Origin of the sequence: Agrococcus jejuensis (assembly GCF_007679035.1) — a bacterium.
In the GTDB taxonomy this organism is placed as follows: Bacteria; Actinomycetota; Actinomycetes; order Actinomycetales; family Microbacteriaceae; genus Agrococcus; species Agrococcus jejuensis_A.
In genome coordinates this window covers 607724-633188 of the sequence record NZ_VEFR01000002.1, presented here as the reverse complement: position 1 = coordinate 633188, position 25465 = coordinate 607724, and the positions used below count along the sequence as shown (strand labels likewise).

At 72.5% G+C, this 25465-nt stretch carries 25 protein-coding genes and 1 pseudogene; 8 read left to right on the top strand and 18 right to left on the bottom strand.

Annotated elements, in window-relative coordinates; translation table 11 throughout:
* Positions 1–11 precede the first annotated feature (11 nt).
* The 3 genes from FS793_RS09825 to FS793_RS09815 all read right to left on the bottom strand — a co-directional run bounded on the left by FS793_RS09825 (position 12) and on the right by FS793_RS09815 (position 2133).
* Positions 12–875: a hypothetical protein gene (locus FS793_RS09825; protein ID WP_144720298.1), complete on the bottom strand. Its 864-nt coding sequence runs from the start codon at positions 873–875 to the stop codon at positions 12–14.
* Between the two features lie 63 nt (positions 876–938).
* Complete coding sequence (locus tag FS793_RS09820; RefSeq protein WP_144720297.1) at positions 939–1424, bottom strand: hypothetical protein; 486 nt, start codon at positions 1422–1424, stop codon at positions 939–941.
* A gap of 46 nt (positions 1425–1470) precedes the next feature.
* On the bottom strand, positions 1471–2133 hold the full coding sequence (locus FS793_RS09815) for an NUDIX hydrolase (protein WP_144720296.1): 663 nt from the start codon (positions 2131–2133) through the stop codon (positions 1471–1473).
* Between the two features lie 162 nt (positions 2134–2295).
* Here FS793_RS09815 and FS793_RS09810 point away from each other — a divergent pair, with 162 nt between their 5' ends.
* On the top strand, positions 2296–3042 hold the full coding sequence (locus FS793_RS09810) for an MBL fold metallo-hydrolase (RefSeq protein WP_144720295.1): 747 nt from the start codon (positions 2296–2298) through the stop codon (positions 3040–3042).
* 77 nt (positions 3043–3119) lie between these two features.
* Here the strand turns inward: FS793_RS09810 and FS793_RS09805 are convergent, their stop codons facing one another.
* The 4 genes from FS793_RS09805 to FS793_RS09790 form a co-directional block, all read right to left on the bottom strand.
* Positions 3120–3410, bottom strand: a complete 291-nt coding sequence (locus FS793_RS09805; RefSeq protein WP_144720294.1) for a hypothetical protein — start codon at positions 3408–3410, stop codon at positions 3120–3122.
* 46 nt (positions 3411–3456) lie between these two features.
* On the bottom strand, positions 3457–3660 hold the full coding sequence (locus FS793_RS09800) for a DUF5302 domain-containing protein (protein WP_144720293.1): 204 nt from the start codon (positions 3658–3660) through the stop codon (positions 3457–3459).
* Positions 3661–3726: 66 nt separating this feature from the next.
* Entirely contained in the window at positions 3727–4839 is a 1113-nt protein-coding gene (locus FS793_RS09795) for a DUF998 domain-containing protein (protein WP_144720292.1), read from the bottom strand.
* Positions 4840–4844: 5 nt separating this feature from the next.
* On the bottom strand, positions 4845–5378 hold the full coding sequence (locus FS793_RS09790) for a YbaK/EbsC family protein (protein ID WP_144720291.1): 534 nt from the start codon (positions 5376–5378) through the stop codon (positions 4845–4847).
* 189 nt (positions 5379–5567) lie between these two features.
* On the opposite strand from FS793_RS09790, the gene FS793_RS09785 reads away from it, so the two are divergent.
* The gene (locus tag FS793_RS09785) at positions 5568–5819 is read left to right on the top strand and encodes a hypothetical protein (protein ID WP_144720290.1); all 252 of its coding nucleotides are present in this window, start codon (positions 5568–5570) and stop codon (positions 5817–5819) included.
* 55 nt (positions 5820–5874) lie between these two features.
* Here FS793_RS09785 and FS793_RS09780 read toward each other — a convergent pair whose 3' ends face one another.
* Positions 5875–6813 carry an SDR family oxidoreductase gene (locus FS793_RS09780; protein ID WP_144720289.1) on the bottom strand — a complete coding sequence of 313 codons (939 nt, stop codon included), beginning with the start codon at positions 6811–6813 and terminating at the stop codon, positions 5875–5877.
* Positions 6814–6918: 105 nt separating this feature from the next.
* Between FS793_RS09780 and FS793_RS09775 the strand changes: the two are divergent.
* Positions 6919–7763 (top strand): annotated as a pseudogene (locus FS793_RS09775) (helix-turn-helix transcriptional regulator).
* A 204-nt stretch (positions 7764–7967) separates the two neighbouring features.
* Here the strand turns inward: FS793_RS09775 and FS793_RS09770 are convergent.
* The 4 genes from FS793_RS09770 to FS793_RS09755 form a co-directional block, all read right to left on the bottom strand.
* On the bottom strand, positions 7968–9476 hold the full coding sequence (locus FS793_RS09770; protein ID WP_144720288.1) for a PTS ascorbate transporter subunit IIC: 1509 nt from the start codon (positions 9474–9476) through the stop codon (positions 7968–7970).
* 39 nt (positions 9477–9515) lie between these two features.
* Entirely contained in the window at positions 9516–9791 is a 276-nt protein-coding gene (locus FS793_RS09765) for a PTS sugar transporter subunit IIB (protein ID WP_144720287.1), read from the bottom strand.
* Positions 9792–9829: 38 nt separating this feature from the next.
* On the bottom strand, positions 9830–10306 hold the full coding sequence (locus FS793_RS09760) for a PTS sugar transporter subunit IIA (RefSeq protein WP_144720286.1): 477 nt from the start codon (positions 10304–10306) through the stop codon (positions 9830–9832).
* A gap of 418 nt (positions 10307–10724) precedes the next feature.
* Positions 10725–11888, bottom strand: a complete 1164-nt coding sequence (locus FS793_RS09755) for an ROK family transcriptional regulator (RefSeq protein WP_144720285.1) — start codon at positions 11886–11888, stop codon at positions 10725–10727.
* Between the two features lie 85 nt (positions 11889–11973).
* Between FS793_RS09755 and FS793_RS09750 the strand changes: the two genes are divergently transcribed.
* Positions 11974–14055 (top strand): transketolase family protein, encoded by a 2082-nt coding sequence (locus FS793_RS09750; protein ID WP_144720284.1) that lies wholly within the window; start codon positions 11974–11976, stop codon positions 14053–14055.
* Positions 14056–14240: 185 nt separating this feature from the next.
* On the opposite strand, the gene FS793_RS09745 is transcribed toward FS793_RS09750, so the two are convergent.
* Positions 14241–14837: a TetR/AcrR family transcriptional regulator gene (locus FS793_RS09745; RefSeq protein ID WP_144720283.1), complete on the bottom strand. Its 597-nt coding sequence runs from the start codon at positions 14835–14837 to the stop codon at positions 14241–14243.
* 77 nt (positions 14838–14914) lie between these two features.
* Here FS793_RS09745 and FS793_RS09740 point away from each other — a divergent pair, with 77 nt between their 5' ends.
* Together FS793_RS09740 and FS793_RS09735 are read left to right on the top strand one after the other, a co-directional pair.
* Positions 14915–15346 carry a VOC family protein gene (locus FS793_RS09740; protein WP_144720282.1) on the top strand — a complete coding sequence of 144 codons (432 nt, stop codon included), beginning with the start codon at positions 14915–14917 and terminating at the stop codon, positions 15344–15346.
* 147 nt (positions 15347–15493) lie between these two features.
* Entirely contained in the window at positions 15494–16321 is an 828-nt protein-coding gene (locus FS793_RS09735) for an SDR family oxidoreductase (RefSeq protein ID WP_144720281.1), read from the top strand.
* Positions 16322–16354: 33 nt separating this feature from the next.
* Here the strand turns inward: FS793_RS09735 and FS793_RS09730 are convergent, their stop codons facing one another.
* On the bottom strand, positions 16355–16747 hold the full coding sequence (locus FS793_RS09730; RefSeq protein WP_144720280.1) for a pyridoxamine 5'-phosphate oxidase family protein: 393 nt from the start codon (positions 16745–16747) through the stop codon (positions 16355–16357).
* Positions 16748–16884: 137 nt separating this feature from the next.
* The gene (locus tag FS793_RS09725; RefSeq protein WP_260980103.1) at positions 16885–17985 is read right to left on the bottom strand and encodes a glycerate kinase; all 1101 of its coding nucleotides are present in this window, start codon (positions 17983–17985) and stop codon (positions 16885–16887) included.
* Between the two features lie 213 nt (positions 17986–18198).
* On the opposite strand from FS793_RS09725, the gene FS793_RS09720 reads away from it, so the two are divergent.
* Entirely contained in the window at positions 18199–18939 is a 741-nt protein-coding gene (locus FS793_RS09720) for a DUF4839 domain-containing protein (RefSeq protein WP_186329433.1), read from the top strand.
* 23 nt (positions 18940–18962) lie between these two features.
* Here FS793_RS09720 and FS793_RS09715 read toward each other — a convergent pair whose 3' ends face one another.
* The gene (locus FS793_RS09715; RefSeq protein ID WP_144720278.1) at positions 18963–19367 is read right to left on the bottom strand and encodes a TIGR03618 family F420-dependent PPOX class oxidoreductase; all 405 of its coding nucleotides are present in this window, start codon (positions 19365–19367) and stop codon (positions 18963–18965) included.
* 178 nt (positions 19368–19545) lie between these two features.
* Here FS793_RS09715 and FS793_RS09710 point away from each other — a divergent pair, with 178 nt between their 5' ends.
* Positions 19546–22644, top strand: a complete 3099-nt coding sequence (locus FS793_RS09710) for a hypothetical protein (RefSeq protein WP_144720277.1) — start codon at positions 19546–19548, stop codon at positions 22642–22644.
* Positions 22645–22681: 37 nt separating this feature from the next.
* On the opposite strand, the gene FS793_RS09705 is transcribed toward FS793_RS09710, so the two are convergent.
* On the bottom strand, positions 22682–24112 hold the full coding sequence (locus tag FS793_RS09705) for an APC family permease (RefSeq protein WP_260980102.1): 1431 nt from the start codon (positions 24110–24112) through the stop codon (positions 22682–22684).
* A gap of 231 nt (positions 24113–24343) precedes the next feature.
* Positions 24344–25462, bottom strand: a complete 1119-nt coding sequence (gene nrdF, locus FS793_RS09700) for a class 1b ribonucleoside-diphosphate reductase subunit beta (protein ID WP_144720276.1) — start codon at positions 25460–25462, stop codon at positions 24344–24346.
* Positions 25463–25465 lie beyond the last annotated feature (3 nt).

The window sequence follows — 25465 nt, the reverse complement described above, 5'->3', positions numbered from 1 at the left end:
GGGTCGCGTCGTCAGGCGCCGAACGCGCCGGTGACGGTCGCGCCCGCTCCCTCGTACGTCGTCAGCACGTAGGGCACGCCACCCGTGCGGCTCGCGCCCGCGTATGCGGGATCTGCGAGGAACGCCTCGACCTCGGCGAGCTGCGTCGTCGTGAGGCGCGCGACGTACAGCGTCGGCGCGGCCTCGCCGCCCGCCATGGCCTCGAGCAGCACCTCGGCCTCCGGGTAGGCGACCGCGAGTGCGACGACCGCTTCGACCGCGATCGGCGCGACCCAGCGCGGCGTGTGCTCGATGCGCAGGCGATCGTCGAACGACAGCAGCTGATACGAGCCGCCGTCGGCGAAGAGCGGCAGCGCGGAGGCTCCGGCGAACGCGGCGGGCATCGTCGCGACGTCGTCGACGACCACTGACGGCCACGTGCCGCGCGCATCGGTCATGACGACGCCCGGCACGTCCTCGACCGCCAGCAGCGACTCCACGACGTCGGCGGCCTGCTGCGCCGTGTCGACGGCGAGCACGTCGGTCGACCACGGCGGCGGCGTCGAGTACTCCGAGATCGGGGCGATGAGCGTCGTCACCTCGCGTTGCAGCACGGCGCCGGGCAGCTGCTCGTGGTCGGCAGCGTTCCTCAGGTCGCTCGCGAGGGCGATGACGTCGGCGTCGGCCGCCTCGGCCGCGACCGTGACGTAGAGCACGCCCGCGAGCTGCTCGCAGACGAGCGCGACGTCGAGGCTGCAGAGCGAGTCGGTCGACGAGATGGGGTCCGCGACGGACGTCGTCTCGGGCGCGCTCGACGATGCCGGAGTCGGCGGTGGAGCACCGCATCCCGCGAGCGCGGCCACGGCGACGATCGCGAACGGCAGGGTACGGCGCATGGAGCTCCTCGGTCGGCGGTGCGAGCAGCGTCGCACGCGCTGCGGCATGCAGGCTGGGAGCGCTCAGCCGAGCACGACCTCCGCCTCTGCCGGTCCGCCGCACTGCTCGGAGCCGCCGACGCGCACCCAATCGGGCTCCACCTCGCCCTCGGCGAGCACGGCGCCGTCGGCATCGAGGAGCCGGTACGCGACGACGGTCCTGCCGCTGAAGATCGAGACCGTCCAGCCGTCGCGCCCGTCGCCGCTCTCGATCTGCCAGATGCCGTCGTCGGCGCTCGCCGCGGGCTCCTCCGGCGCGCCCGTGATGCACTCCTCGGTCTCGCAGACCTCGATCGGCTGGTCGGAAGGTGCCTCGTCGAACGCGCGGGGCGTGCAGCCCTCGGTGACGCACAGCTCGAGCGAGATGTCGGCGCGCGGCTCGGCCGGCGTCACCGTCAGCACCGAGGCGTAGCCGACGGTCGTGCAGACGACGGGCAACGGCATGCACGCGACGGTCGCGCTCGCGGCGAACGCGGTGGCCGCGACGAATCCGAGCCGACGCATCCGCATGCCGCGAGGCTAGGCCGCTCGCCTGGATGGCCGGTGCGCGCGGCGATCAGCGCCGCTCGTAGCGCCACGGCTGCTCGGCCGTGAGCAGGCGGTGCCGCGGCCCGTCGGGCGTCTCGGCGGCCCCGCCGTACGACTCGTCGCCGTGCCACAGGAACCGTTGCGCGGCGGGGTCGTGGTGCGTGACGAAGCGGTCGATCTCGGCCGCGCGCGCGCCGGCGATCGCGTCGTCGACCGAGGCGGCACCGACGAGCGCGTGCAGCGTGACCCAGGTCGGCGGGAAGAGCAGCAGGTCGTCCTCGGCGTGCGCGTCGAGCGCATCCTGCGGACGCAGCCAGCGATGCTCCTCGACCTCGCCGGGATTCGGCACGACCTCGGCCTGCGGGGCGCGAGCGATGAAGAACCACGTGCGGAAGCGGCGGCTGGTCTCCTCGGGCGGCGTCCAGTGCGACAGCGCCGCGAGGTCGTTGGCGGCGAGCACGAGACCCGTCTCCTCCCGCGTCTCGCGGATCGCGGCCGACACGGCTCGCGCATCCTCGTCGGCACCCGCATCCGTCTCGTCGACCCGGCCGCCGGGGAACACCCACGCGCCTGCGAACGAGCCGCGATCGGGCCGGCGCAGCAGCAGCGCCTCCACGCCCGGCAGCACGGGATCGTCGGCGTCGCGCAGCAGCACGACCGTCGCGGCGGCGGGGAGGGCGGCATCGACCATGCCGTCACGCTACCCGCGCCGGCAGCATGTGACGCTCAGCAGGCGCTCCAGGGAGCATCCCCCTCGGCGTGCCGCTGAGCGTCACGTCCTGCCCGGCCGAACCCATCGACGCGCCACTGCTGCCGCACGCGCGGCGCATGGCACCGGGGATAGCGTTGGTGCATGGTCGCCAACGTGGGCATCCGCCGCATCCTCGCCCCCAATCCGGGGCCCATGACGCTCGACGGCACGAACACGTGGATCGTCGGTGACATGCGCGGCGTCGTCGTGGTCGATCCCGGACCGCGCAACGCCGCCCACATCGCGACGCTCGCGAGCCTGCCCGTGCGGCTGGTGGTCGTGACGCACCACCACCACGACCACACGGATGCGGCGATCGAGGTCGCCGAGCGCGTCGGGGTGCCGCTGCGCGGGTTCGACGACGACTGGTGCGTCGGCGCCGATCCGCTCGTCGACGACGAGGTGCTCGACGTGCTCGAGGCGCCCATCCGGGTCGTCGCCGCACCCGGCCACACCGCCGACTCGATCGCGCTGTGGATCGAGCACCACGGCGAGCACGGCGCGATGGTGACGGGCGACACGATCCTCGGCCGCGGCACGACGGTGATCGCGCAGCCCGACGGCTCGGTCGACGACTACCTCGCGACGCTCGACCGGCTCGAGGGCTTCGGCGACGCCCGCGTGCTGCCGGGCCATGGCGACGAGCTGCCGTCGCTCGCGAAGGTCGTGCGCGCCTACCGCGAGCATCGCCAGCAGCGGCTGACGGAGGTGCGCGAGGCGCTCGCGCGGCTGGGGCAGGACGCCTCGGTCGAGGCCGTCGCGAACCTCGTCTACGCCGACGTGCCCTCGTCGGTGCGGTCGGCGGTCGAGGCCTCGGTCGCGGCGCAGCTGACGTACCTGCGCGGCTGACGCACGCGGGCCTCCGAGCCCGACGCACGACGACGCCCCACCCGCCGGAGGCGGATGGGGCGTCGGCCGAGCGGGCGTCAGTCGGGGCTGTCGAGCTCGGGGTCGTCGGTCGTGTCGGCGGTGCCGGTGCCGGCGTCCTCGACGTCCTGTCCGGTCGCGTCGGTCTCGGATGCGCCAGCATCCGCGTCGGTCTGCTCGGGTGCGCCGGAGCCGGTGTCGACCTCGCGGTCGGCGTCGACGCCGGACCCCTCGACGACCGTCTCCGCGGCGTCGCGCTGCGCATCGGGGCTCGCGCCCTCCTGCACCTCCTGCTGGTCGGTCAGCGCCTCGACCTCGCTGGCCTCGTCATGCGGACGTGCGTCGCTCATCGCGTCTCCTCTCGATCGGTGGACAGCCGGGGATGCGGCGGTCGCGTCAGCCGGACTTCCTGCGGTGCACGCGCTTCTGCACCGCAGGGCCCGTGTGGGCCTGCTGGATCGGGCCGGCGGCCTGACCCTGGCCGTGGTGCTGCTGCTCCTTCTTCGCGAGCGCCTCGCGGAACTTGCGCCGCTGCGCCTCCTCGGGCGTCTCGGTGCCCTCGGGAGTGTCGGGCGGGGTCTCGATCTCGGCGTCGGTCATGTCCCCACCCTGGCACTGCCCGCGCATCCCCCGCCACGGGGTTGCGCGCGACGACGGCGGCGACGGTCAGGATGTCGCGTCGCGGCCGGCGGCGGCGCGGTCCGACTCGTCGCGGTCGTCGGTGACGGCGGCGATCGAGCGCAGGAACGTCGTGAGCCAGACGAAGATGAGGCCGCAGGCGGCGAACTCGAACCCCGTGAAGTTGTAGTACCCGATCGGCACCCACAGCAGCAGCGCGAAGATCGTGCCCGCGACCATGAGGGTCGAGATGGCGTGGACGCCGCGCGGCAGTCCCGGCGCGATCCACGGCAGCGCGGCGCACAGCACGAGGAACACGAGCACCATGCCGGCCGCGAGCCCGATGTGCAGCCACTGGGCGATGTCGACGCGCACGACGCCCGTGAGCAGCATGAGCACGCCGATCGTCGCCAGCAGCCGACCCACCCATGCGGTGCGACCGCCCTCGGGCACCGCGCGCTCGAGGTCGTGCGTCAGGTACGCCGCCATCGTCGCCACGAGCAGGCCCGAGATCACGAGCGTGCCGTTGAACGCGAGCCCCGAGATGCCGCCGCCGGCGCCGAGCTCCGAGAAGTGCACCTCCCACCACGACGAGTCGGAGGCGGTGAGCATCGAGAACAGCACGCCCACGACGAGGAAGGCGGGCACGAGGGCGCCGAGCACGCGGGTGTCGATCTCCTCGCCGAGCGGATGCGCGAGGTACGCCGCGGCACCCGACGCGATCGCGACGGCGATCGCTCCGCCGAAGGAGTCGAGCTCGAGGCCCGCGAACCCCTCCTGGAAGACGAGCGCGATCGTGAGCACCGCGAGGTAGGCGAAGCCCATCGCCACCACCGTGAGGCAGCCGCCTGCGAGCACGCGCACGAATGCGCCGAGCCGCTGCGTCGTCGCCGCATGACGGGGATCGGTCGAGCGCAGGTACGCACCGACGAACGACGCCCCCGCGGCGACGGCGGCGACGGCAGCGGCGACGGTGCCGACCGAGCGCGACCCCGCGAGCGGATGCGTGGCGCCGTCCATGATGGCGAGCGCGACGAGCCCCACGACGAAGGCTGCCAGGCCGCCGACGAGGGCGGCGGCGACGGCCTCGAGCTCGCGCCGCGAGCGTGCGCCGAGCTCGGCGGTCGCGAGCAGCCGCTCGACGGGGCGCAGCACGTCCATGCGGGTCAGGCGGGCCGGGCGAGCTCGAGCCGCTCGGCGAGCGGCAGGCGCAGCAGCGCGGTGGCCGGCACGAGCAGCTTCGCGCCGCGGATGCCGGCGCCGATCACGACGTCGCCCGCCTCGGCGACGGCGTCGTCGACGAGGATCGGCCAGCCCGGCAGGCCGACGGGCGTGATGCCGCCGAACTCCATGCCGGTGTCGCGCACGGCATCGTCCATGGGCGCGAACGACGCCTTGCGTGCGTCGAGGTGCTTGCGCACGACGCCGTTGACGTCGGCGCGATGGGTGGCGAGCACCATGACCGCCGCCGTGCGGGTGTCGTCGCCGCGGCGGCCCGCGACGATGACGCAGTTCGCGCTGGCCTCGAGCGCGACGTCGTACGCCTCGCAGAACGCGGCCGTGTCGGCGAGGGACGCGTCGATCGGGGCGACGAGCGCCTCGGGCACGAGATGGATGGCGGCGGCGACCGCCGGGGCCAGCAGCTCGGGATGCTCGGCGGCGGGCCGCCAGTCGAGGGTGCCGCGGGCGCTCGGGCTCATGCGGCGAGCCTAGCCGCGGCGCCGCGCACCGACGTGCGCCGAGGCCGACCGCGCACGGCAGGCTAGCGCCCCGGGACCGCGATCGCCATGGGGACGCATGCGTTCGTCGATGCGAGGACGGTGGATGCCACGCCCCCGGTCGTCGTCGCTCGTGACGCGAGCTCGATCCAGGAACCTCAGGAGGACATCATGGCCAAGGCCACCATCGAAAAGGCAGCAGGATTCGACCCCATCGCGCTCATCCACGGAGTGGGCATGCGCAGCCAGCACGCCTACATCGCCGGATTCGCGTCCATCGGCCTCTCGTTCACGACGTGGCTCATCTCGCGCGGCAAGCCCGACGACGACCGCGCGCAGTCGGACCGGTGGGGCATCTTCACCGGACACTGGGCACCGACGTTCTTCCTCATCGGCCTCGCGCTGAAGAAGGAGGAGCGCTAGACGCATCCGACGGGGGCCCGGCCGCACGTCGGCCGGGTCCTCGGTGCGTCGGCGATCAGCCGGGGAACCGCACCCCGGCGAGCTCCTGCGACAGATCCCACGCGCGCACCGCATCCGCCTCCGACCGCAGCGAGCGGAACAGCGGCTGCAGCGCAGGCGCACCACCGACTCGACCGGGGCCGCGCGGACTCCAGAGCTGACCCGCCCGCACGTCGGGCGACGTCGCGGCGACGAGCGCCGGCAGCATCGCCGTCTCGGGCGTGCCCACGAGCAGGCCGCGCGCCGACAGCCAGCGGATGACGCGCACCTCCCGCGTGTCCTGCGCGCGCCCCACCTCGGGGCGCGCGGCGAGCAGGCTCGTGGGCGCGACGCCCGGATGCGACAGCACGCTCGTGAGTCCCCAGCCGTGCTGCTCCGACCGCCGTGCGAGCTCGAGCCCGAACAGCCCGAACGCGATCTTCGACTGCCGATACGCGGCCATGCCGTCGTAGCCGTGAGCGAACTGCGGATCGTCCCAACGGATCGAGCCGCTCGCCGCCGCGATGCTCAGCTGCGAGACGACGCGCGCGTGCCCGGCGCGCAGCAGCGGCAGCAGATGCGCCACGAGGGCGACGTGGCCGACGTGGTTCGTGCCCAGCTGCAGCTCGAGGCCGTCGGCAGTGGTCCGCCGCTCGGGCGGCGTCATGACGCCGGCGTTGCCGATCAGCATGTGGATGGGCTCGCCCGCCTCGGCGAGCGCGCGGCCGAGGGCTGCGACCGAGTCGAGCGACGACAGGTCGAGCGCGTGCAGCGCGAGCCGCGCATCCGGCACGGCGGCGCGGATGCGGGCGACCGCCGCCTCGCCCTTCGCGGGGTTGCGCACCGGCAGCAGCACGTCGGCGCCGGCGCGAGCGAGGCGCTCGGCGAGCGCCAGGCCCATGCCGTCGCTGCCTCCCGTCACGAGGGCGCGGCGGCCGGTGAGGTCGGGAACGGTCACGTCGATCGTGCGTGGCATGGGTGGACTCCTCGTCGTCGCGACCAGCCTCGCCCGGTCGCGCGGGCGCATCCAGGGATCGCCGATCCGTGGATGCGGCGAGCCCGGTCGGCCAGGATCGAGGACATGGACCTCGATCGGGCCGGGCTCGCCGACTTCCTCCGCACGCGTCGGGGGGCGCTGCAGCCCGAGGACGTCGGCCTGCCGCGCGGGCAGCGGCGCCGCACCGAGGGGCTGCGCCGCGAGGAGGTCGCCGCCCTCGCCCACATGAGCGTCGACTACGTCGCGAGGCTCGAGCGCGAGGTGGGGCCGCAGCCGTCGCCGCAGATGCTCGCGTCGATCGCGCAGGGCCTGCACCTGTCTCGCATCGAGCGAGACCACCTGTTCCGCCTCGCCGGGCACGAGCCACCCGCGACCGGCGTGGAGGGCGAGCACGTGGCGCCCGGGCTGCTGCGCGTGCTCGATCGGCTCGACGACACCCCGCCGAGATCGTGACCGAGCTGGGCGAGACGCTGCGGCAGACCCGCATGGCCGTGGCGCTGCTGGGCGACCTCGCGGCGCTGCGCGGACCCGAGCGCTCCATCGGCTACCGATGGTTCATGACGCCCGGCGCTCGCGACCTGCACCCGGCCGACGACCATCCGTTCTACTCGCGCATGTACGCCTCGGGCCTGCGCGAGCTGACCGCGCGGCGCGGGCCCGGCTCTCGAGCCGCGGCGTACGCGTCGCTGCTGCTCGAGCGGTCGGCGGAGTTCCGCGCGGTGTGGGAGCGGCACGAGGTGGGCGTGCGCCCGCGCGAGACGAAGCGCTTCGTGCATGCGGAGGTCGGCGAGCTCGATCTCGCATGCCAGCAGCTCGTCGACCCCGCCGCATCCCACACGCTGCTCGTCTACACGGCGATCCCCGGCACGCCCAGCCACGAGCGCCTCGCGCTGCTGTCGGTGCTGGCGGATGCGGGGTCGGCGGGCTGAGCGGCTCGGGCGATCCCGTTGCGAGGTGCGGTTCTCCATCTGAGGTGCACCGCTCCGCGCACCTCGACAGGAGCAGCGCACCTCGCAACGAGAAGCGCACCTCGCAACGGCAACGCCACCGGGCGCGGCGCGCTCACGCCCCGCGAACGCCGAACGGGCGCGCACCCCGCGAGGAGTGCGCGCCCGTCAGGACAGCAGCGAGCGTCAGGCCTTCGCCGACTCCGCCTTCGCAGCCTTCTCGGCATCGGCGGCAGCCTTCGCCTCGGCCGCCTGCGCCGCGAGCAGCGCGTCGCGCTTGGCGCCGGGCACCCATCCGCCGTCGACGACCTTCCTCTGGAAGATCGACGCCGCCACGACGAGCACCACCGCGATGACGATGCAGAGGATGACGCCGAGCGTCGTGCCGCCCATGAGCGAGACGCCGATGAGCGTGCCGAACCAGCCGAAGTCGGCGTCGCCGAACGTCGAGTTCGAGAAGCCGAACTCGCCGAGCACGAGCAGCAGCACCGCGGGCAGGATCGTGATGATCACGCCGTTCACGAAGCCACCGACCGCTGCGCCGACGCGACCACCGGTCGAGTTGCCGAAGACGCCAGCGCCACCACCGGTGAAGAAGTGCGGCACCATGCCGGGCAGGATGAGCGCGAGGCCCAGCACCGGGTTGAGCCACACCGCGATGATGCCGAGCGTCACGAGGCCGCCCGCGAACGACGCGAGGAAGCCGATGAGCACGGCGTTCGCGCCGAACGGGAACACGATCGGGATGTCGAGGGCCGGCTTGGCGCCCGGCACGACCTTCTCGGCGATGCCCTGGAAGGCGGGCACGAGCTCGCCGAGCACCGTGCGCACGCCGTAGAGGATCACGGCGACGCCGACGCCGAACTGCAGCGCCTGCGCGAACGCGGCCATGATGAACGCGCCCGGGTCGGCCGAGCCGAACAGCTCCATGGCCTGCTCGGGGATGGCGATGAGGCCCCAGATCGCGAAGACCTCGTAGATGAGCACCATCGACAGCGCCGTGGCGATCATCGAGTCGCGCAGGAACTTCATCCCCTGAGGGAACGTGATGTCCTCCGTCGAGCGGCTGCGGCGTCCCGTCGCCTGGCCCACGGCGCCGGCGGCGATGTAGCCGAGCGTGCCGAAGTGGCCGATCGCCAGCGAGTCGTCGCCCGTGATCTTCTTCATCCACGGCTGCGCGAACGCCGGCATGACGACCATGATCACGCCGAGCAGCACCGCGCCGACGAGCACGACCAGCCATCCGAGGTCCTCACCGAAGCCGACGGTCAGCACCACCGTGAGCATGAGGGCCATGAACACCATGTGGTGGCCCGTGAGGAAGATGTAGCTCAGCGGCGTGAAGCGCGCGAGCACGAGCATCACGAGGAAGCCGAGCACGAGCACGTAGGCGCTCGTCGCGCCGTACTGCTCGGAGGCGATCGCCGTGATGACCTCGTTCGTCGGGATGACGCCCTGCGCACCCGTGACGGCGAGGATGAGCTCGCCGAGCGGGCCGAGCGATGCGACGACGACGTTGGCACCGGCACCGAGGATCAGGAAGCCGAGGGCCGCCTTGAGGCCGCCGCCGATGACCTGGCCGGCGTTGCGGCGCAGGGCGATGAGGCCGACGGCGGTGATGATGCCGATGAGGTACGCGGGCACGTTGAGGATCTGCTGCCCGATGAAGTCGAGGATGACGACGAGCCACTCCATCGCGGCTCCCTTCTGCTGTGTGTTCTAGGGACCTGGCGCTCAGCCGATGTGCGGCGTGAGCTTCTCGGTGATCTCGGCGACGCTCGTGAAGTTGTCGATCACGATGACCGTCGCGGGGACGTCGCCGATCTCGGGAGCGAGCTCGTCGGACGTCAGCACGACGTCGGCCGTGCGGGCGGCGCCACGGGCGGTGCCGATGTCGGCGGCCTCGACGTCGGCGTCGTCGACGCCCAGTGCGCGAAGCGCCTTCTCTGCGTTCATCTTGAGCAGCACGGAGGTGCCGATGCCCATGCCACAGACTGCGACGATCTTCATGGAGTGCCTCTCTTCTTCGATCGGGTGATGGGGATGCGTCAGGCTGCCGGCGAGAGCGCGGCGAGGCGCTCGCGGACGGCGGTGGGGGAGTCGGCGGCGAGCAGCGCCTGGAAGGCGTCGTCGTCGGCGAGGATGCCGGCGAGCGCCGCCATGATCTCGAGGTGGCCGTCGTGGTCGGTGGCGGCGAGGCCCACGACGAGCGAGACGGGGTCGTTCGCCTTCGAGCCGAACGGGACGGGCTCGGCGAGCGTCACCCACGAGATCCCGGTGCGCTGCACGGCGGGGCTCGGGCGCGAGTGCGCGAGCGCGAACCCGGGGGCGATGACGATGTACGGGCCGTGCTCCTCGACGGCGGCGATCATCTCGTCGGTGTAGGCGTCGGTCGTGACGCCCGTCGCGACGAGCCGCTCGCCTGCTGCTCGGATGGCTGCGCGCCAGTCGTCGGCGGCGACGTGGGTCGCGATCGCCGTCTCGGGCAGCTGCTCGGCCAGGTCCACGTGTGCTCCTTGCGTCATCGAGGAAGGGTCATCGCCTCGCGGGCGTGGCCGACACTACTCGGAAACGGCGACTTCTGCACACTATTGGTCGAAAGCGGGGTGTGTCGGGTGTCCCATCAGCTGGTCGAGGAGCTCAGGCGCGCAGCGCCTCCGCGTCCCGAGACCTCGCGACGTCCCTGCTCGGCGCGGCCACGCGCATGGCTGGCCGAGAGCGGCCGTCGCGTGGCCTCGTGACGCGGGCTCGCCCAGGGGCTCGCGCGCTCCTCGACCAGCTGATTGGGGAATCGTCCCCAAGCCCGATCCTCGAGGTGCGAACGAAGCGAGCCTCGAGAGGATCCCTGCGGTCGACGTCAGCGAACGGGGCCCTTCGAGGCTCGCCCTTCGAGCTCGCACCTCCGCGAGCGCGTGATGGGCGACCCGCGGGAGAGGCGAGCCGTCAGCCGGCCCGCCGCCGCGTGATGCGGCTGATGCGGTCGGCGTCGAAGAGCGCGTCCTGCGCCAGCAGCGACGCGCCGCGCACGCCGGCCTTCGAGCCGAGGCGCGACCGCTCCACGACGAGCCCCTGGCGCGAGAACACGTGGCTCGCGCCGAAGATCGCGCGGCGGATCGAGCCGATGAACCGCTCACCCGCCTCCGCAAGGTTGCCGCCGATGACGACGGCCGAGGGGTTGAGCAGGCCGACGACGTCGGCGATCGCGTAGCCGATGACCTCGCCGATCTCCTCGAGCGCGGCGATCGCATCCTCGTCGCCCGCATCCACGAGCGCCACGATGTCGGCGGAGGTGCGGATGCGCGCGCCGCCGCGCGTGAGCTCGTCGCGCACCGTGCCGCCGGAGGCGACGGTCTCGAGGCGGCGCAGCGGCTCGCTGAGGCGGTCGCGGATGGGCGCCGAGAGCTGGCCGGCGCCGCCGCGCGAGCCGCGCAGGATGTCGCCGTCCTGCACGAACGCGCAGCCCACGCCAATGCCGGCCTTCACGACCACGAGGTCGCGGTACTCCTGCCACGCGAGGCGCGACTCGCCGACGGCGAGGATGTTGACGTCGCGGTCGACGGCCACGACCACGTCGGGCATGAGCGAGCCGAGGTAGCGCGACACGTCGACGTCGTCCCAGCGTGGATCGAGCTGCGGCGAGCCGAGGATGCCGGTGCGGGAGTCGACGGGGCCGGGCACGCCGATGCCGATGCCGCGCACGTCGGCGACCGAGCGGCCGTGCGCGGCGAGCAGGTGCTCGAACACCTGCATGGCCCAGTCGAAGATGTCGTCGGGGCCGTCGAAGAGGCCGATGTCGGCCTCGTCCTCGCTGAGCACGGTGCTCACGAGGTCGGTGACGCCGACCTTGGTGTGGCTCGAGCCGATGTCCATGGCCAGCAGCACGCCGGAGTCGGCGTTGACGGCGAACTCCTCGGCGGGGCGGCCGCCGCGCGAGTCCTGCTGGCCGGAGCGCACGACGATGCCGGGCTCGAGCAGCTCGTCGAGGCGCCGCCCGATCGTGACGCGCGACCAGCCGAGCCGGTCGACGAGCTCGCTGCGCGTCGTCGCCTCGCCCGAGCGGATGAGGTCGAGCACGACGCCGGAGCCCGTGGACAGGTGCTTGGCCACGATGGACTCCTCTCTGCGTCGCTGCGAGCCCCTCAGGACCGATGCCGCGTCGACTTTCGACTACTTCTATGCCAAAGTAGCGGACATGGCCGACGACGTCACCACGATCCTGCCCGACTCCGTGCTGGGAGCCCGCCACGACGCCGAGCGCCGCGCCGTCGCGGCTGCCGTCGCGATCCCCGCGCACGTCGTGCAGGCCAAGGGCCACGGCCACGCGGGCACCGCGATGGCGATGGCGCCGCTCGCGCACGTGCTGTTCCAGCGCATCCTGCGCCACGATCCCGCCGACCCCACGTGGGAGGGCCGCGACCGCCTCGTGCTGAGCGCGGGCCACGCGAGCCTGCTGCTGTACACGCAGCTGCACCTCACGGGCTACGACCTCGCGCTCGCCGACGTCGCCGCGTCCCGCCAGCTCGACGCCCGCACGCCCGGCCACCCCGAGCTCGGGCACACGGCAGGCGTCGAGATGTCGACGGGTCCGCTCGGGCAGGGCGTCGCGTCGGCGGTCGGCATCGCGCTCGCCGCCCGCCGCGACGAGGCGCTGCACGGCGCCGGCACGGGCGTCTTCGACCCGACGGTGTTCGTGCTCGCGGGCGACGGCTGCCTGCAGGAGGGCGTGTCAGGCGAGGCGTCGAGCCTCGCGGGCACCCTCGGCCTCGAGAACCTCGTGCTCATCTGGGACGACAACCGCATCACGATCGACGGCGGCACCGACGTCGCGTTCGACGAGGACGTGCGTGCTCGCTACGCCGCCTACGGGTGGCGCGTGCTCGAGATCGAGGACTTCCGCGACCTGGCCGAGATCGAGCGCGTGCTGTCGGCCGCGAAGGAGCGCACCGGCCGCCCGACGCTCGTCGCCGTGCGCTCGACGATCGGCTGGCCCTCGCGCGTGATCGGCGGCACGCCCGCCGCGCACTCCGGCGGGTTCGGCGACGCCGAGGTCGCGGCCGTGAAGACCGCGCTCGGCATCGCTGCCGACGCATCCCTCGACGACCTCGTGACGCCCGAGGTGCTCACGGTCACGCGGCGCGCGCTCGAGCGCGGCGCGCGCCTGCACGGCGAGTGGCGCGACGCGTACGCGGCCTGGATGGAGTCGGCGCCCGGTCGCGTCATGATGCGCCGCTGCTCGGGCGTGGCCGGCTGGCACACCGACGGCGGATTCGCGGGCGCGCTCGCGATGGAGGCGGGGCTCGCGGAGCTCGACGCGGTCGAGGCGCCCGCGGAGGGCGCGTCGGTCGCGACCCGCGCGACGAACGGCGCGGTGCTGCAGGCGCTGCAGCAGTGGGGCGGCCTCTTCGGCGGCTCGGCCGACCTGTCGGGCTCGACGAGCGTCGCCGTGCCGGGCGAGGCCATGTCGCGCGCGAACCCCGGCGGCGACTTCGTGCACTTCGGCGTCCGCGAGCACGCGATGGCGGCGATCCTCTCGGGCATCGCGCTGCACGGGCTGTGGCGCCCGTACGCATCCACGTACCTCGCGTTCAGCGACTACCAGCGCCCGGCGCTGCGCCTGCAGGCGCTCATGGGCCTCCCCGCGATCCACGTCTACACGCACGACTCGGTCGCGGTCGGCGAGGATGGCCCCACGCACCAGCCCGTCGAGCAGGTCGCGGCGCTGCGCACGATCCCGGGGCTCGACGTCGTGCGCCCCGCCGACGGCCCCGAGGTGCTCGCGGCATGGAGGCGCATCCTGTCTGCGCCCACCGGCCCGACGGCGCTCGTGCTGTCGCGGCAGGGGCTGCCGGTGCTGCCCGCGCGGGCAGACCTCGACGAGTCGGTCGCGCACGGCGGCTACGTGGCATGGCAGCACGGCGACGGGTCGGACGTCGCGCTCATCGCGACGGGCTCCGAGGTGCAGCTGGCGCTCGCTGCCGCTCAGGCGCTGGCTGCGGAGGGCGTCGCGGCTCGCGTCGTCTCGATGCCGTGCGTCGAATGGTTCTCGTCGGCGCCGGCCGAGTGGCGCGACGAGGTGCTGCCGCCGACGCTGCGCGCTCGCGTGGCGGTCGAGGCCGGCCGCGGCGACGCATGGTGGCGCTGGGTGGGCCTCGACGGCCGCGTCGTGTCGATCGACGAGTTCGGCGAGTCGGGCGCCGGCGACCAGGTCATGGCTCGCCGCGGCATGACGACGGATGCGGTGCTCGCCGCGGCTCACGAGGTGCTCGCGCGCTGACCCGCGCCGCTCCGTTGCGAGGTGCACTTCTCGCTGCGAGGTGCGCCTCTCTCTGCGAGGTGCGCCTCTCTCTGCGAGGTGCGCCTCTCTCTGCGAGGTGCGCTTCTCGTTGCGAGGTGCGCTTGTCCTGTCGAGGTGCGCGGTGAGCTCCACCTCGATAGGCGAACCGCACCTCGCGACGGGGACTACGCGCGGAGCCCCTCGAGCATGCGCGTGAGCGACGCCATCGCGGCGTCGAGGTCGGATGCGCGACGCGCGGCGGGGGCGTCGGCGAGCCACAGCGCGGCCTCGTTCATCGCGCCCGACAGCAGGCGCGTCGTCGCCACCGAGTCGACCTGCGTGAGCGTGCCGTCGGCGATGAGCGCTGCGATCGCCTCGCCGAGGTGACGCGCCGACGTCGCGTCGTCGTGCGCGCGCCACCGCGCCCAGCCCAGCACCGAGGGGCCGTCGACGAGCATGATGCGCCGCACGGATGCGTCAGTCGACGCGGTCAGGAAGGCACGGCACCCCAAGAGCAGCTGGCTCCACGCATCCGTCTCCGCCTCGGCTGCCGCGGCGACCTGTGCGCCGACGGACTCCTGCACCTGGGCGAGCACGGCCTCGAAGAGCTCGGCCTTCGACGCAAAGTGGTGGTACATCGCGCCCTTCGTCACGGCGGCGTCGGCGACGATGGCGGGCAGGCCGGTCGCGGCGTAGCCGTCGGCGGCGAAGCGCGCGGATGCGGCGTCGACGAGCGCGCGTCGCGTGGCGTCGCGCTGCTCGGTACGGATCGACGGGCTCATGCAGCCATCTTGACATACCGACGGTATGCGACGTACCTTCGTCCGCATACCGACGGTATGCGAACGAAGGAGAAGCCATGTTGCACCGTCTCTACCCCGTCATCGCCACCGACCGCGTCGCCGAGACGGCCGCGTTCTGGCAGCAGCGCCTCGGCTTCATCGAGTCGTTCGCGGCCGACTGGTACGTGAGCCTGCGCCACGAGACGAGCGGCGCCGAGATCGCGTTCCTCGACGCGACGCATCCGACGATCCCGGAGGGCTACCGCGGCGCCACCGCAGCCGGGATCCTCGTCAACCTCGAGGTCGACGACGTCGACGCCGAGTGGCAGCGCCTCGTCGTCGACGGCGGCCTCGAGCCGCGACTGGCCATCCGCTCGGAGGCGTTCGGCCAACGCCACTTCATCGTGGCCGACCCCGCCGGCGTGCTCGTGGACGTCATCACCGAGATCCCGCCGACCGGCGAGTTCGTGGATGCGTTCGCCGAGGGTGCCGCGGTCGCCGAGGGGTGACCGTGCGGCCACGACGACGCCGCAGGCGAGCGGCGGGCGACGACATCGAGTAGCGACTGTCGTCGCAGCCCTCCACCCCATCGACGCGAGGAGCCCGACGCGAGAGCGTGGGGAGCGACCCATCCCCGACGGCGAGGAGGCCGACCCATGTCCAGGACCATCATCGTGACGGGGGCGGGCTCCGGCATCGGCGCCGCCACCGCTGCCCTGCTCCAGCGGCGCGGCGACACCGTGGTCGGTGTCGATCTGCGGGGTGCGACCGTCGAGGCGGACCTCTCGACGCCCGACGGGCGACGTGCGGGCACCGAGGCCGCCGTCGCGGCCGCGGGCGGCACGGTGGATGCCGTCGTCGCCTGCGCGGGCATCGCCGCACCGATCGCGCTCACGAGCGCCGTGAACTTCTTCGGCGTCGTCGAGTTCCTCGAGCATCTGCGGCCGACGCTCGCCGCATCCGATGCGCCGCGGGTGGCGATCACGTCGTCGTTCTCGTCGCTGCAGCCGGTGTCGGAGGAGCTCGTCGAGGCGATGCTCGCCGGCGACGAGACGCGCGCGCTCGAGATCGGTGGCGCGCTCGAGGCCGATGGGCCGCAGCGTGGATTCCAGAACTACTCGTCGTCGAAGCGCGGGGTCTCGCGGTGGATCCGCAAGGTCGGCCCGACGCCGGAGTGGGGCGGCGCGGGCATCGCGCTGAACGCCGTCGGCCCCGGCGTCGTCGAGACGCCGATGACGCGCGAGCTGATCGCCGGCGATCGTGATGCGCTCGCGGCGCAGATCCCGATGCCGTTGAACGGCTTCGCGCCGCCGGAGGCGATCGCCGAGGTGCTCGCGTTCCTCGTGAGCGAGGGCAACTCCCACATGACGGGGCAGACGATCTACGTCGACGGCGGCGCGGAGGCGCTGCTGCGCGGCGACGACATCATCGGCCAGCTGCCCGCGGTCGGCGGCGACGCGCCGCCGGACCTGCAGGAGCGCTGACCGCGTCGCCCGGGCGCGGCCGACCGGCCGCGCTCAGGCGACGTTGCCGAGCGTGCGCTCGACGACGATCTCGATGACGATGCGCTCGGGGTTCTCGCGCGGCTGGCGGTAGCGCTCGGCGTAGCGGCGCACGGCCTCGGCGACGCGGTCGGGGTCGCTCGACACCGTCGCGGGTCCCTCGATCGTCGTCCACCAGCGGCCGTCGACCTGCGACAGCGACACCCGTGTGCCCGGCCGGGCGGTCAGCATCCGCGCCTTCGCGCTCGTGCCCGACGCGATGACCCGCACGAGCCCGGCCTCGGCGTCGTAGGTGGCGCCGACGGGCACGAGGTGGATCGAGCCGTCGCGGCGGGGCGTCGCCAACATGCAGAGGCGGTACTCGGCCCAGAAGTCGGCGAGGGTCGGGGCGTCGGGTGCGGAGGTCATCGCTCCGAACGCTACCGAGCCGCGGATGCCGCCGACGCCCGGTTGCGAGGTGCGCTTCCTGCACTGGGGTGCGGTTGCAGCAGCACCTGAGTGCAGCAACCGCACCTCGCAACGCGTGGCGCGGGGTGGTCGGCCGCTCAGCGGCGGGCGAGCACGGTCTCGGTCGCGGCCTGCAGCCAGCGCGCCGGCTCGGCGAGCGCCGCCTCGACGTTCGGCGCGACGTCGACTGCGGCGACGGCGTCGGCGATGTCGACGGCCTGCAGCGCATCCGAGGACACGACGATGCGGCCAGCGACCGCGACGCACGGCACCCCGAGCGCGGCCGCATGGCGGGCGACGCCCACGGGCGTCTTGCCCATGAGCGACTGCTCGTCGAGCGAGCCCTCGGCCACGATCACGAGGTCGGCGGCGCGGATGGCGTCGTCGAGGCCGAGGAGGTCGGCGAGCAGCTCGACGCCGTCGGCGGCCGTCGCCCCGAGCACGGCGACGAGCCCGCCGGCGATCCCGCCGCCGGAGCCGCCCCAGTCGGCGGTCTCGAGGTCGACGTCGGTCGCCGCGTGGACGACGCGGGCGAACCGGCGCAGCCCCTCGTCGAGTCGCTCCACCGCGGCGGCGTCGGCCCCCTTCTGCGGCCCGAAGACGTGCGCTGCGCCGCGTTCGCCGACGAACGGGTTCGCGACGTCGCTGCACAGCACCACCTCCACGCCTGCCAGGAGGGCGCGTGCCGACGAGGCATCGACCGATGCGATCGACGGCAGCGAGCCGCCACCACCGGCGACGGAGCGGCCGTCCGCATCCAGCAGCCGCACCCCGAGCGCCCGCAGTGCCCCCGCACCGCCGTCGGTCGACGCCGAGCCTCCGACGCCCAGCAGCACGCGACGCGCGCCCGCGGCGACGGCGATGCGCACGAGCTCGCCGGTGCCCTCGGTGTGGGCGTCGAGCGCCGTCGCCGGCGTCGGCGAGACGAGCGGCAGACCGCTCGCAGCCGCCATCTCGATGACGGCGGTGTCGCCGAGCAGCGCCCAGCGAGCGTCGACGGGATCGCCGAGCGGGCCGGTCACGCGGTCGACGCGCGCCTCGGCGCCAGCGGCGATCACGGCGTCCACGGTGCCCTCGCCGCCGTCGGCGAACGGCAGCCGCCGCACGGTCGCATCCGGATGCGTGGCGAGCACGCCCGCCGCGATCGCGTCCGCCGCCTCAGCTGCCGTGAGCGTGCCCTTGAGCTTGTCCGGTGCCACGAGCACTCGCATCGATGCGTCCACGACCTCGACCATGCCAGACGGAGCGCTGCCGACGGTCGTGGGACGCCGCTACTCGGCCTGCTGCGCCCCATCCGTGGTGCCCGAGACGGCGTACAGCGACGGGGTCGTAGGCTCGCGCCGACGACGAGCGCGGGCTCGCGCTGAGCAGCAAGGATCGCCATGCCAAGAGATGCCCCGCGCTACCAGGAGATGACCGTCAAGAGCATTCGCGGTCTCGAGGCACGCTCGGTCGCCAAGTGGGAGAGCGCGGGTTGGGAGCTCATCGAGCAACGGCCAGGAAGGCTGCAGACCGAGCTGCAGTTTCGGCGCCCGAAGCCGAAGACGCCGTGGCGCGCCATCGCGATCGGTGGCGGCGCGCTCGTGCTCCTGTTCGTCATCCTCGGCGTCAGCGGCGCCTTCGGTGGCGACGACGAGCCTGGGGCATCGGCTCCTCCGACGGCCTCCGCCGAGGCTGAGGCGCGGGACGAGCCCGCTCCGACCCCGACGCAGTACGAGGAGGAAGCGCCGTCGTCCGCATCGGCACCCGAGCCGGCTGCGCCGCCCGCGGTCCTCACCGTCGAGAACAGCCCGGAGCTCGCCGCGCTGCTTGCCGGGCCGACCGATGGTGAGTCCGTCGCGGCGTTCGCGGCGGCCAATCGCGGTCAGGTGATCGAGTTCGACGGGGCGATCGGTGCCATGAACACGCACGACGGCTATTCGACTCGCTACGACATCCTGATCTCATACGGGGACTACAGCGAGACGCAGTCGTTCGGAGGTCCCAACTTTCAACTTCGAGACGTGAACGTCTCCGACCTCAACCTCACCGGGTCGAACGTCCCGGACACGATCGGGGTCGGCGACGAGGTGAGGATCCGAGCTGAAGTCCTCGAGTTCGAGCCCGACCCCGGCCTGTTCCTGCTCGACCCCGTCGAGACGCAGTTCCGCTGACGCTGCGGCAGCCGGTCGAGCGGCTACTCGGCCTGCTGCGCGCCCCATCCGTGCGCGCCGACGATGCGGGCACGCACGTCGACGCGCGGCCGCTCGTGGTCGGGGTAGGGGCGGCCGCCGTAGTGCTTCGAGAGCGAGTCGATGCCGGCGAAGTCGGGGTCGTCGGCGATCTCGTCGACGACGAGCTGCAGCGACAGGTGGGTGTACCAGTTCGTCTCGTCGATGACGTCGAGCGCGAACCGCGGATCGCGGCGCAGGTGGCCGAGGCGCACGCGCTCGGCGTCGAGGTTCACGAGGATGCGGCCGTCGTCCTCGAGCAGGTACCAGGTGGCGACGGCCACGGGCCGGCCGTCCTTCGCGAGCGTCGCCATCACGGCGGGGTTCGGCTTCCGCAGGAAGTCCAGGGCATCGGCGCTCAGCGTGGTCATGCATCCACGCTAGCCGCGCCCGTGACCGTCAGGAGGTCCGTTGCCGTCACCGTCCAGGCATGCGTGCGACGATCGAGCCGCACGTGATGTCGACGATGGACGCCCGCGCGCCGAGGCGCCGACGAGGCGTCACGGTCGGCAGACGCGTCCGCGCCGACGACTTCGAGAGCGAGGGCCGATGACCGACGACGCCGGCAGCGCAGCCGATCCGCATCCCGACGACGCGGACGACGACCTCCCCATCTACCAACCACCCTTCGGCCTCGACGCCGTGCCCGGCTTCTGCGAGCGGCTCGTCGAGCGCCTCCTCGTGGGCGGCGCCGACGAGGAGTTCGTCTTCGAGGGCGTGGACGTCGACGTGGCGCAGGGCGTGTGGATGGCGCCGCTGGGCGGCTTCGTGCCCGACGCGGTCGAGGTTCCCTCCGACGCGCCGGTCGATGCGTCCCTGCCGCCTGGCGGCTACGCCGAGGTCGCCGACGTCTGGGCCGAGGGCGTGCGCCGGGTCATGCGCGAGGCGTGGGGCGACCCGCTCGTGCGCACGCCGCGCACCGCAGGGTCCGAGCAGGAGCCCGAGGGCATCCTCGACTACCTGCTGCTGACGCTCGGCATCCCCGAGGCGGAGATGTGGGATCGGGGCGAGCTGTGCTGCGTGCTCCTCACGAGCTGGGATGGGGAGGTGCGCGAGAGCACGTTGCGGCAGATCCTCGTCGTGCTGCCACGGGCGATGGCGCTCGGCGGCTTCAGCGCCGTCGTCCAGCCCGAGGACACGATCCACGAGCTGCTCATGCACGGCGAGCACCCGCTCGAGCTGCGGCGTCGCGCGTGGATCATGAGCACGCTCTACGGAGCGGGGGAGACGCGGGTGCGTGACACCGCGATCGCCGCGACGCGGTGCAGTCTGCAGGCTCGCGACGGCACGACGACGGTGTGGGCCTTCGCCGACGACGGCCGAATCCTCGTGCTGCTCCACGACCCGTCGTGCGAGCTCGTGACCGATGCTCCGCGGCAGCTGCTCGACGACCTCGCAGACGACGACGGCGCGAGCGTGGACGGCGCCGGGCCGGACGCCGCAGGCGACGACGTCGACGCCGAGCGCGAGGAGGCACTCGCCGACGCGATGATGATCCTCGTCGCACGCATGCTCAGCGGCGTGCCGGACGAGCTCCACGAGCTCATGACGGCTCGAGCCGACCGCGCGGACGGCGAGCCGGCTGAGCACGACCTGGCCTTCCGCCCCGTCGGCGACCGCATCCTCCCCGTCATCTCGGGCGTCGCGTGGTTCGACGGCGACGACTGGCGCGTGCCGGCTCCGCTCACCGAGATCGGCCGCCAGAACGGCTTCGGCATGGACGACTTCGGCTTCGGCTCCGCGGTGCGCCGCGCGTACCGGCTCGGCGGCGCGTTCTCGATCGAGCAGCTCCTGCCGCCCGGCGACGAGCGGTACCCGTCGTTCGAACGAGTGCTCGCCGCGTGCCCGTACCCCGAGCGGGAGCGACCCGACGAGTCGGCCCGGCTGGCGTACGGCGTGCCGCGGAGCGCGGAGCATGCCGACCTGGTCGCGCAGATCGAGCGCGCCTCCGACGCGTGGTGGGAGCGCACGCCGAGCGAGGCGGCGTGGAACGACGAGACCTTCCGCATCGGCGGCTCGGATCTCGACGAGGTGGGCGAGCGGTTGCTCGCGACGACGATCGCGGCGGCCGAGCGGTGGAACCTCGACGCGCTACAGCGCTGGACCGACGGGCTCACCGACGCGATGACGGCGCGGTGGGGCGAGCCGCTGTCGATGGACGCCTACGACGAGCGCATCCGCGCCGATCGGCGCACGCCGCTCGGCAGATACCTGCGGATCACGGGGCTCGGTCCGGCACCGATGTGGTGGGCCGACGGGCATGCCGTGCTGCTGCTCGCCGGTGTTCCCGATCGCGACTTCGGCGACGGCCCGCAGGTCATCGTCGTCGTCAGCCGCCCGGATGCGGTCATCGACCTCATGCGCGGCCTCGACCCGTGGGAGGTGCGCCACCGGCTCCGCCTCGTGAGCGAGGTCGCTGCGGTCGCCACGACCGGGTCCATCCCGCGGATCGCGGCGCAGACGGTCCCGTGGGACGGCCCGCCGCTCACGGGCTCGACGATCGTGCCGGATGCGGTGCGCGGCCGGCTGCGCGCCGGCCACTGGTCGTGGGTGTGGCACGTCACGCACGTCACCGACGGTCCGCGCATGCTGCTGGTGGGGTCGAGGCTCGACGACGAGCACTCGGCGGGTGCGTCGTTCGACGAGGGCTCGTCGGACGCGTCGTTCGACGATGCCGCGGCGCGCTTCGCCGGGCTGCCGCCCGAGCTGCTCTCCCTCGTCGTCGACCGCGAGTCCGACGGGCTCTACCCGGTCGTGCGGCGCGACGTCGCGCCCGACGCCGACGACCTCCTGGCGAGCGCCCGCTCGCTGCCCGTCGTCGACGTCGTCTTCTGGCTCGACGGATCGCACTGGCGTGCCTCCGACGACATGCTGCGCCGTGCGCGTGCGGTGGTCGTAGCGAAGGCCGCGGGCACCGGCCTCTCGACGGCGACCCCGCTCGAGTCGCTCTTCGGCGTCGAGTCCGGCGTGCCGCAGCTCACATGGGTGCTGCGCACCGGCGAGCCGCTCGGCCCCAGGGCGCTCGCCTCGTCTGCGTACGCGTCGGCCGTCCTCGACCGTCCGCTCAAGGAGGGGGAGGCGGAGGACGTCGTCGGTCGCCTGCGCGGCGTGCATGCGCGCGCGCTCACCGGCTCGCTCGACGACGTGCTCGACGTCGTCGGCGAGCTCGACGGACCCCGCGAGCTGCGCACCGTGCTCGATCTTGCGCTGAGCAATCCGGATGCGCGTCGTCGTCGCGAGATCGCGCTGTGGCTGCTGTCGAAGCCGATCGACGCGTCGACCCCGCTGTCGTTCCTCACCCCGATCAACGTCCTCTTCGAGAACCCGACGCTCGGGGCCGACGACGCGGTCGTGGTGCTCAGGCTGCTCGCGCGCGGCGCGCATGCGGGCGCCGGGCTGCCCGGGGCGATGATCGGTGGGCATCCGATCGTGCAGCTCGCCCGGCGCGACCTCGACGAGTCGGAGCTGCTGCTGCTCCTCGACGTGCTGCTGGATCTCGGCGGGGCTCAGGCGCTCGAGTGGTCGGACGGCGACCTGCTCGCCGAGGTCGCGCGGTCCGAGGCGACGCATGGCCGCTCGCGGCAGCGTCTGCTGGGGATGCTGCGCGTCGCGATCGACGGCGGCGTGGGCGACGGCGTCGAGGCGTAGGCCGCCTCGTCGGATCGGCGTGCCCGGCGAGCCTGATTCAGGTGATCTGATCCAGCTGCTGCGTCTCGTCCGGCACCGATGCCGAGCGCGCATACCCGCGGACGCGGCGGTCGATGAACGTCACCGCCCACAGGGCGATGCCGATGATCAGCAGCACGCCGGCGATGCCGTACTGGGCGATGTCGCGGCCTGAGGTCCATGGCAGCACGAGGTAGATGCAGGCGATGACGCCGATGACCGGCAGGAATGTCGGCGTCGTGAAGTGCTTGTGCTCGACGGGGTCGCGGCGCAGCACGAGCACCGCGACGTTCACGACCGCGAACACCGCGAGCAGCAGCAGCGAGGTGGTGCCGCCGAGCAGCACCACGATCGGGTCGTCGCTGTTCGTGGCTACCCAGGTGATGAGGCCGAGAGCGATGAGCGTCGTCACGAGGATCGCGACCCACGGGGTGCGACGCGTCTTCAGCACGCCCTTGAGGATGGGCGGCAGCACGCCTTGGCGGCTCATGCCGTAGAGCAGGCGGCTCGCCATCATCATGTTGATCAGTGCGGTGTTGGCGACGGCGAACATCGAGATGAACGGGATGAGCGCGTTGATCGGGAAGCCGGGCGCCGCCGTCTCCACCACCGTCACGAACGGTGCCGCATTGCCGGCGAGCTCGCCGATCGGCACGATCGCGACGGCGAGCAGCGACACGACGACGTAGACGACGGCGGCGATGCCGAGGCCCGTGAGCATGATGCGCGGGAAGATGCGGCTCGGCTCCCGCACCTCCTCGGCCATGTTCACGCTGTCCTCGAAGCCGACCATCGCGAAGAACGCCAGCGACGTCGCCGTGCTCACCGCCAGCAGCACGCTCTTGTCCTCGGGCGTCTCGAACAGGATCACGCGCGAGAAGTCGGCGGTGCCGCCGAACACCGCGAACATCGAGATGCAGATCACGAGCAGCAGGCCCGACAGCTCGATCATCGTCAGCACGACGTTGAGGCCGACGCCCTCGGCGACGCCGCGCAGGTTCACGAGCGCCAGCAGGATCATGAACCCGACCGCGATGGGCAGCGGCGACACATCCCCGAGCCCGAAGCCGATGGCGAAGTTCGCCGCGAACGCGCTCGACGCGCTCGACGCCGACGTGATGCCAGAGCACATGACGGTGAACAGCACGAGGAACGTGACGAAGTGGATGCCGAACGCCTTGTGCGCATAGAGCGCGGCGCCCGCGGCCTGCGGGTACTTCGTGACGAGCTCGAGGTACGAGCACGCCGTGATCGTCGCGACGGCGAACGCGATGAGGAACGGCAGCCACGCCGCACCACCGACCTCGGCGGCGACCTGCCCGGTGAGGGCGTAGATGCCAGTGCCGAGGATGTCGCCGATCACGAACAGGAGCAGCAGCTTCGGCCCCATCACCCGCTTGAGCTCGGGCTGGTCGGTCGACGACGATGCTGCGTCAGCGCTGACGGTCATCGCGACAGTCTGGACCAGCGGATGCGGCCGGTCCAGCGGTTGCGAGGTGCGCTTCTCCTGTCGAGGTGCGGCTCTCCGCGCACCTCGACAGGAGAAGCGCACCTCGCAACGAGAACCGCACCTCGCAACGGGTCGCACGGGCGAACGACGAAGCGCCCCGGCCCGCATGATGCGGGGCCGGGGCGCTCTCGTTCGGTCGGCGGGAGGTCCGACCGGGTCAGGCGGGCTGGATCAGAAGTCCCAGTCCTCGTCCTCGGTGGCGACCGCCTTGCCGATGACGTAGGAGGAGCCGGAGCCCGAGAAGAAGTCGTGGTTCTCGTCGGCGTTCGGCGACAGGGCCGAGAGGATCGCCGGGTTCACGTCCGTCACCGACGACGGGAACAGGGGCTCGAACCCGAGGTTCATGAGCGCCTTGTTCGCGTTGTAGTGCAGGAACTTCTTCACGTCCTCCGTGAGGCCCACGGCGTCGTACAGCTCGGCCGTGTACTTCGACTCGTTCTCGTACAGCTCGTACATGAGCGTGTACGTGTAGTCCTTGATCTCGGCCTGGCGCTCCTCCGAGAGCTTCGCGAAGCCCTGCTGGAACTTGTAGCCGATGTAGTACCCGTGCACGGCCTCGTCGCGGATGATGAGGCGGATCATGTCGGCCGTGTTCGTGAGCTTCGCGTGGCTCGACCAGTACATGGGCAGGTAGAAGCCCGAGTAGAACAGGAACGACTCGAGCAGCGTCGAGGCGATCTTGCGCTTCAGCGGGTCGTCGCCCTCGTAGTAGTCGACGATGATCTCGGCCTTGCGCTGCAGGTACGGGTTCTCCGTCGACCAGCGGAACGCGTCGTCGATCTCCTTCGTCGACGCGAGCGTCGAGAAGATCGACGAGTACGACTTCGCGTGCACCGACTCCATGAACGCGATGTTCGTGTAGACGGCCTCCTCGTGCGGGGTGATCGCGTCGGGGATGAGCGACACGGCGCCGACGGTGCCCTGGATGGTGTCGAGCAGCGTGAGGCCCGTGAAGACGCGCATCGTGAGCTGCTGCTCGGCCGGCGTCAGCGTGCCCCACGACTGGATGTCGTTCGACAGCGGCACCTTCTCGGGCAGCCAGAAGTTGTTCACGAGACGGTTCCAGACCTCGAGGTCCTTGTCGTCCTCGATGCGGTTCCAGTTGATCGCCTGCACGAGGTGGTTGTGCTTGTGCTGACGCTTCTGGGCCTCGGTCTGGTGGCCTGCCGCGAGCGTCTCGGCCGTGGCCTCGCGCTCGGCGGCGATGGCCTCGCGCGTGTCCTCGATCGGGGCGTCGACGAGCTCGTCGAACGCCCCGGCCGCGCCGGTGCTGTGCTGGGTGTCGGTCATCGT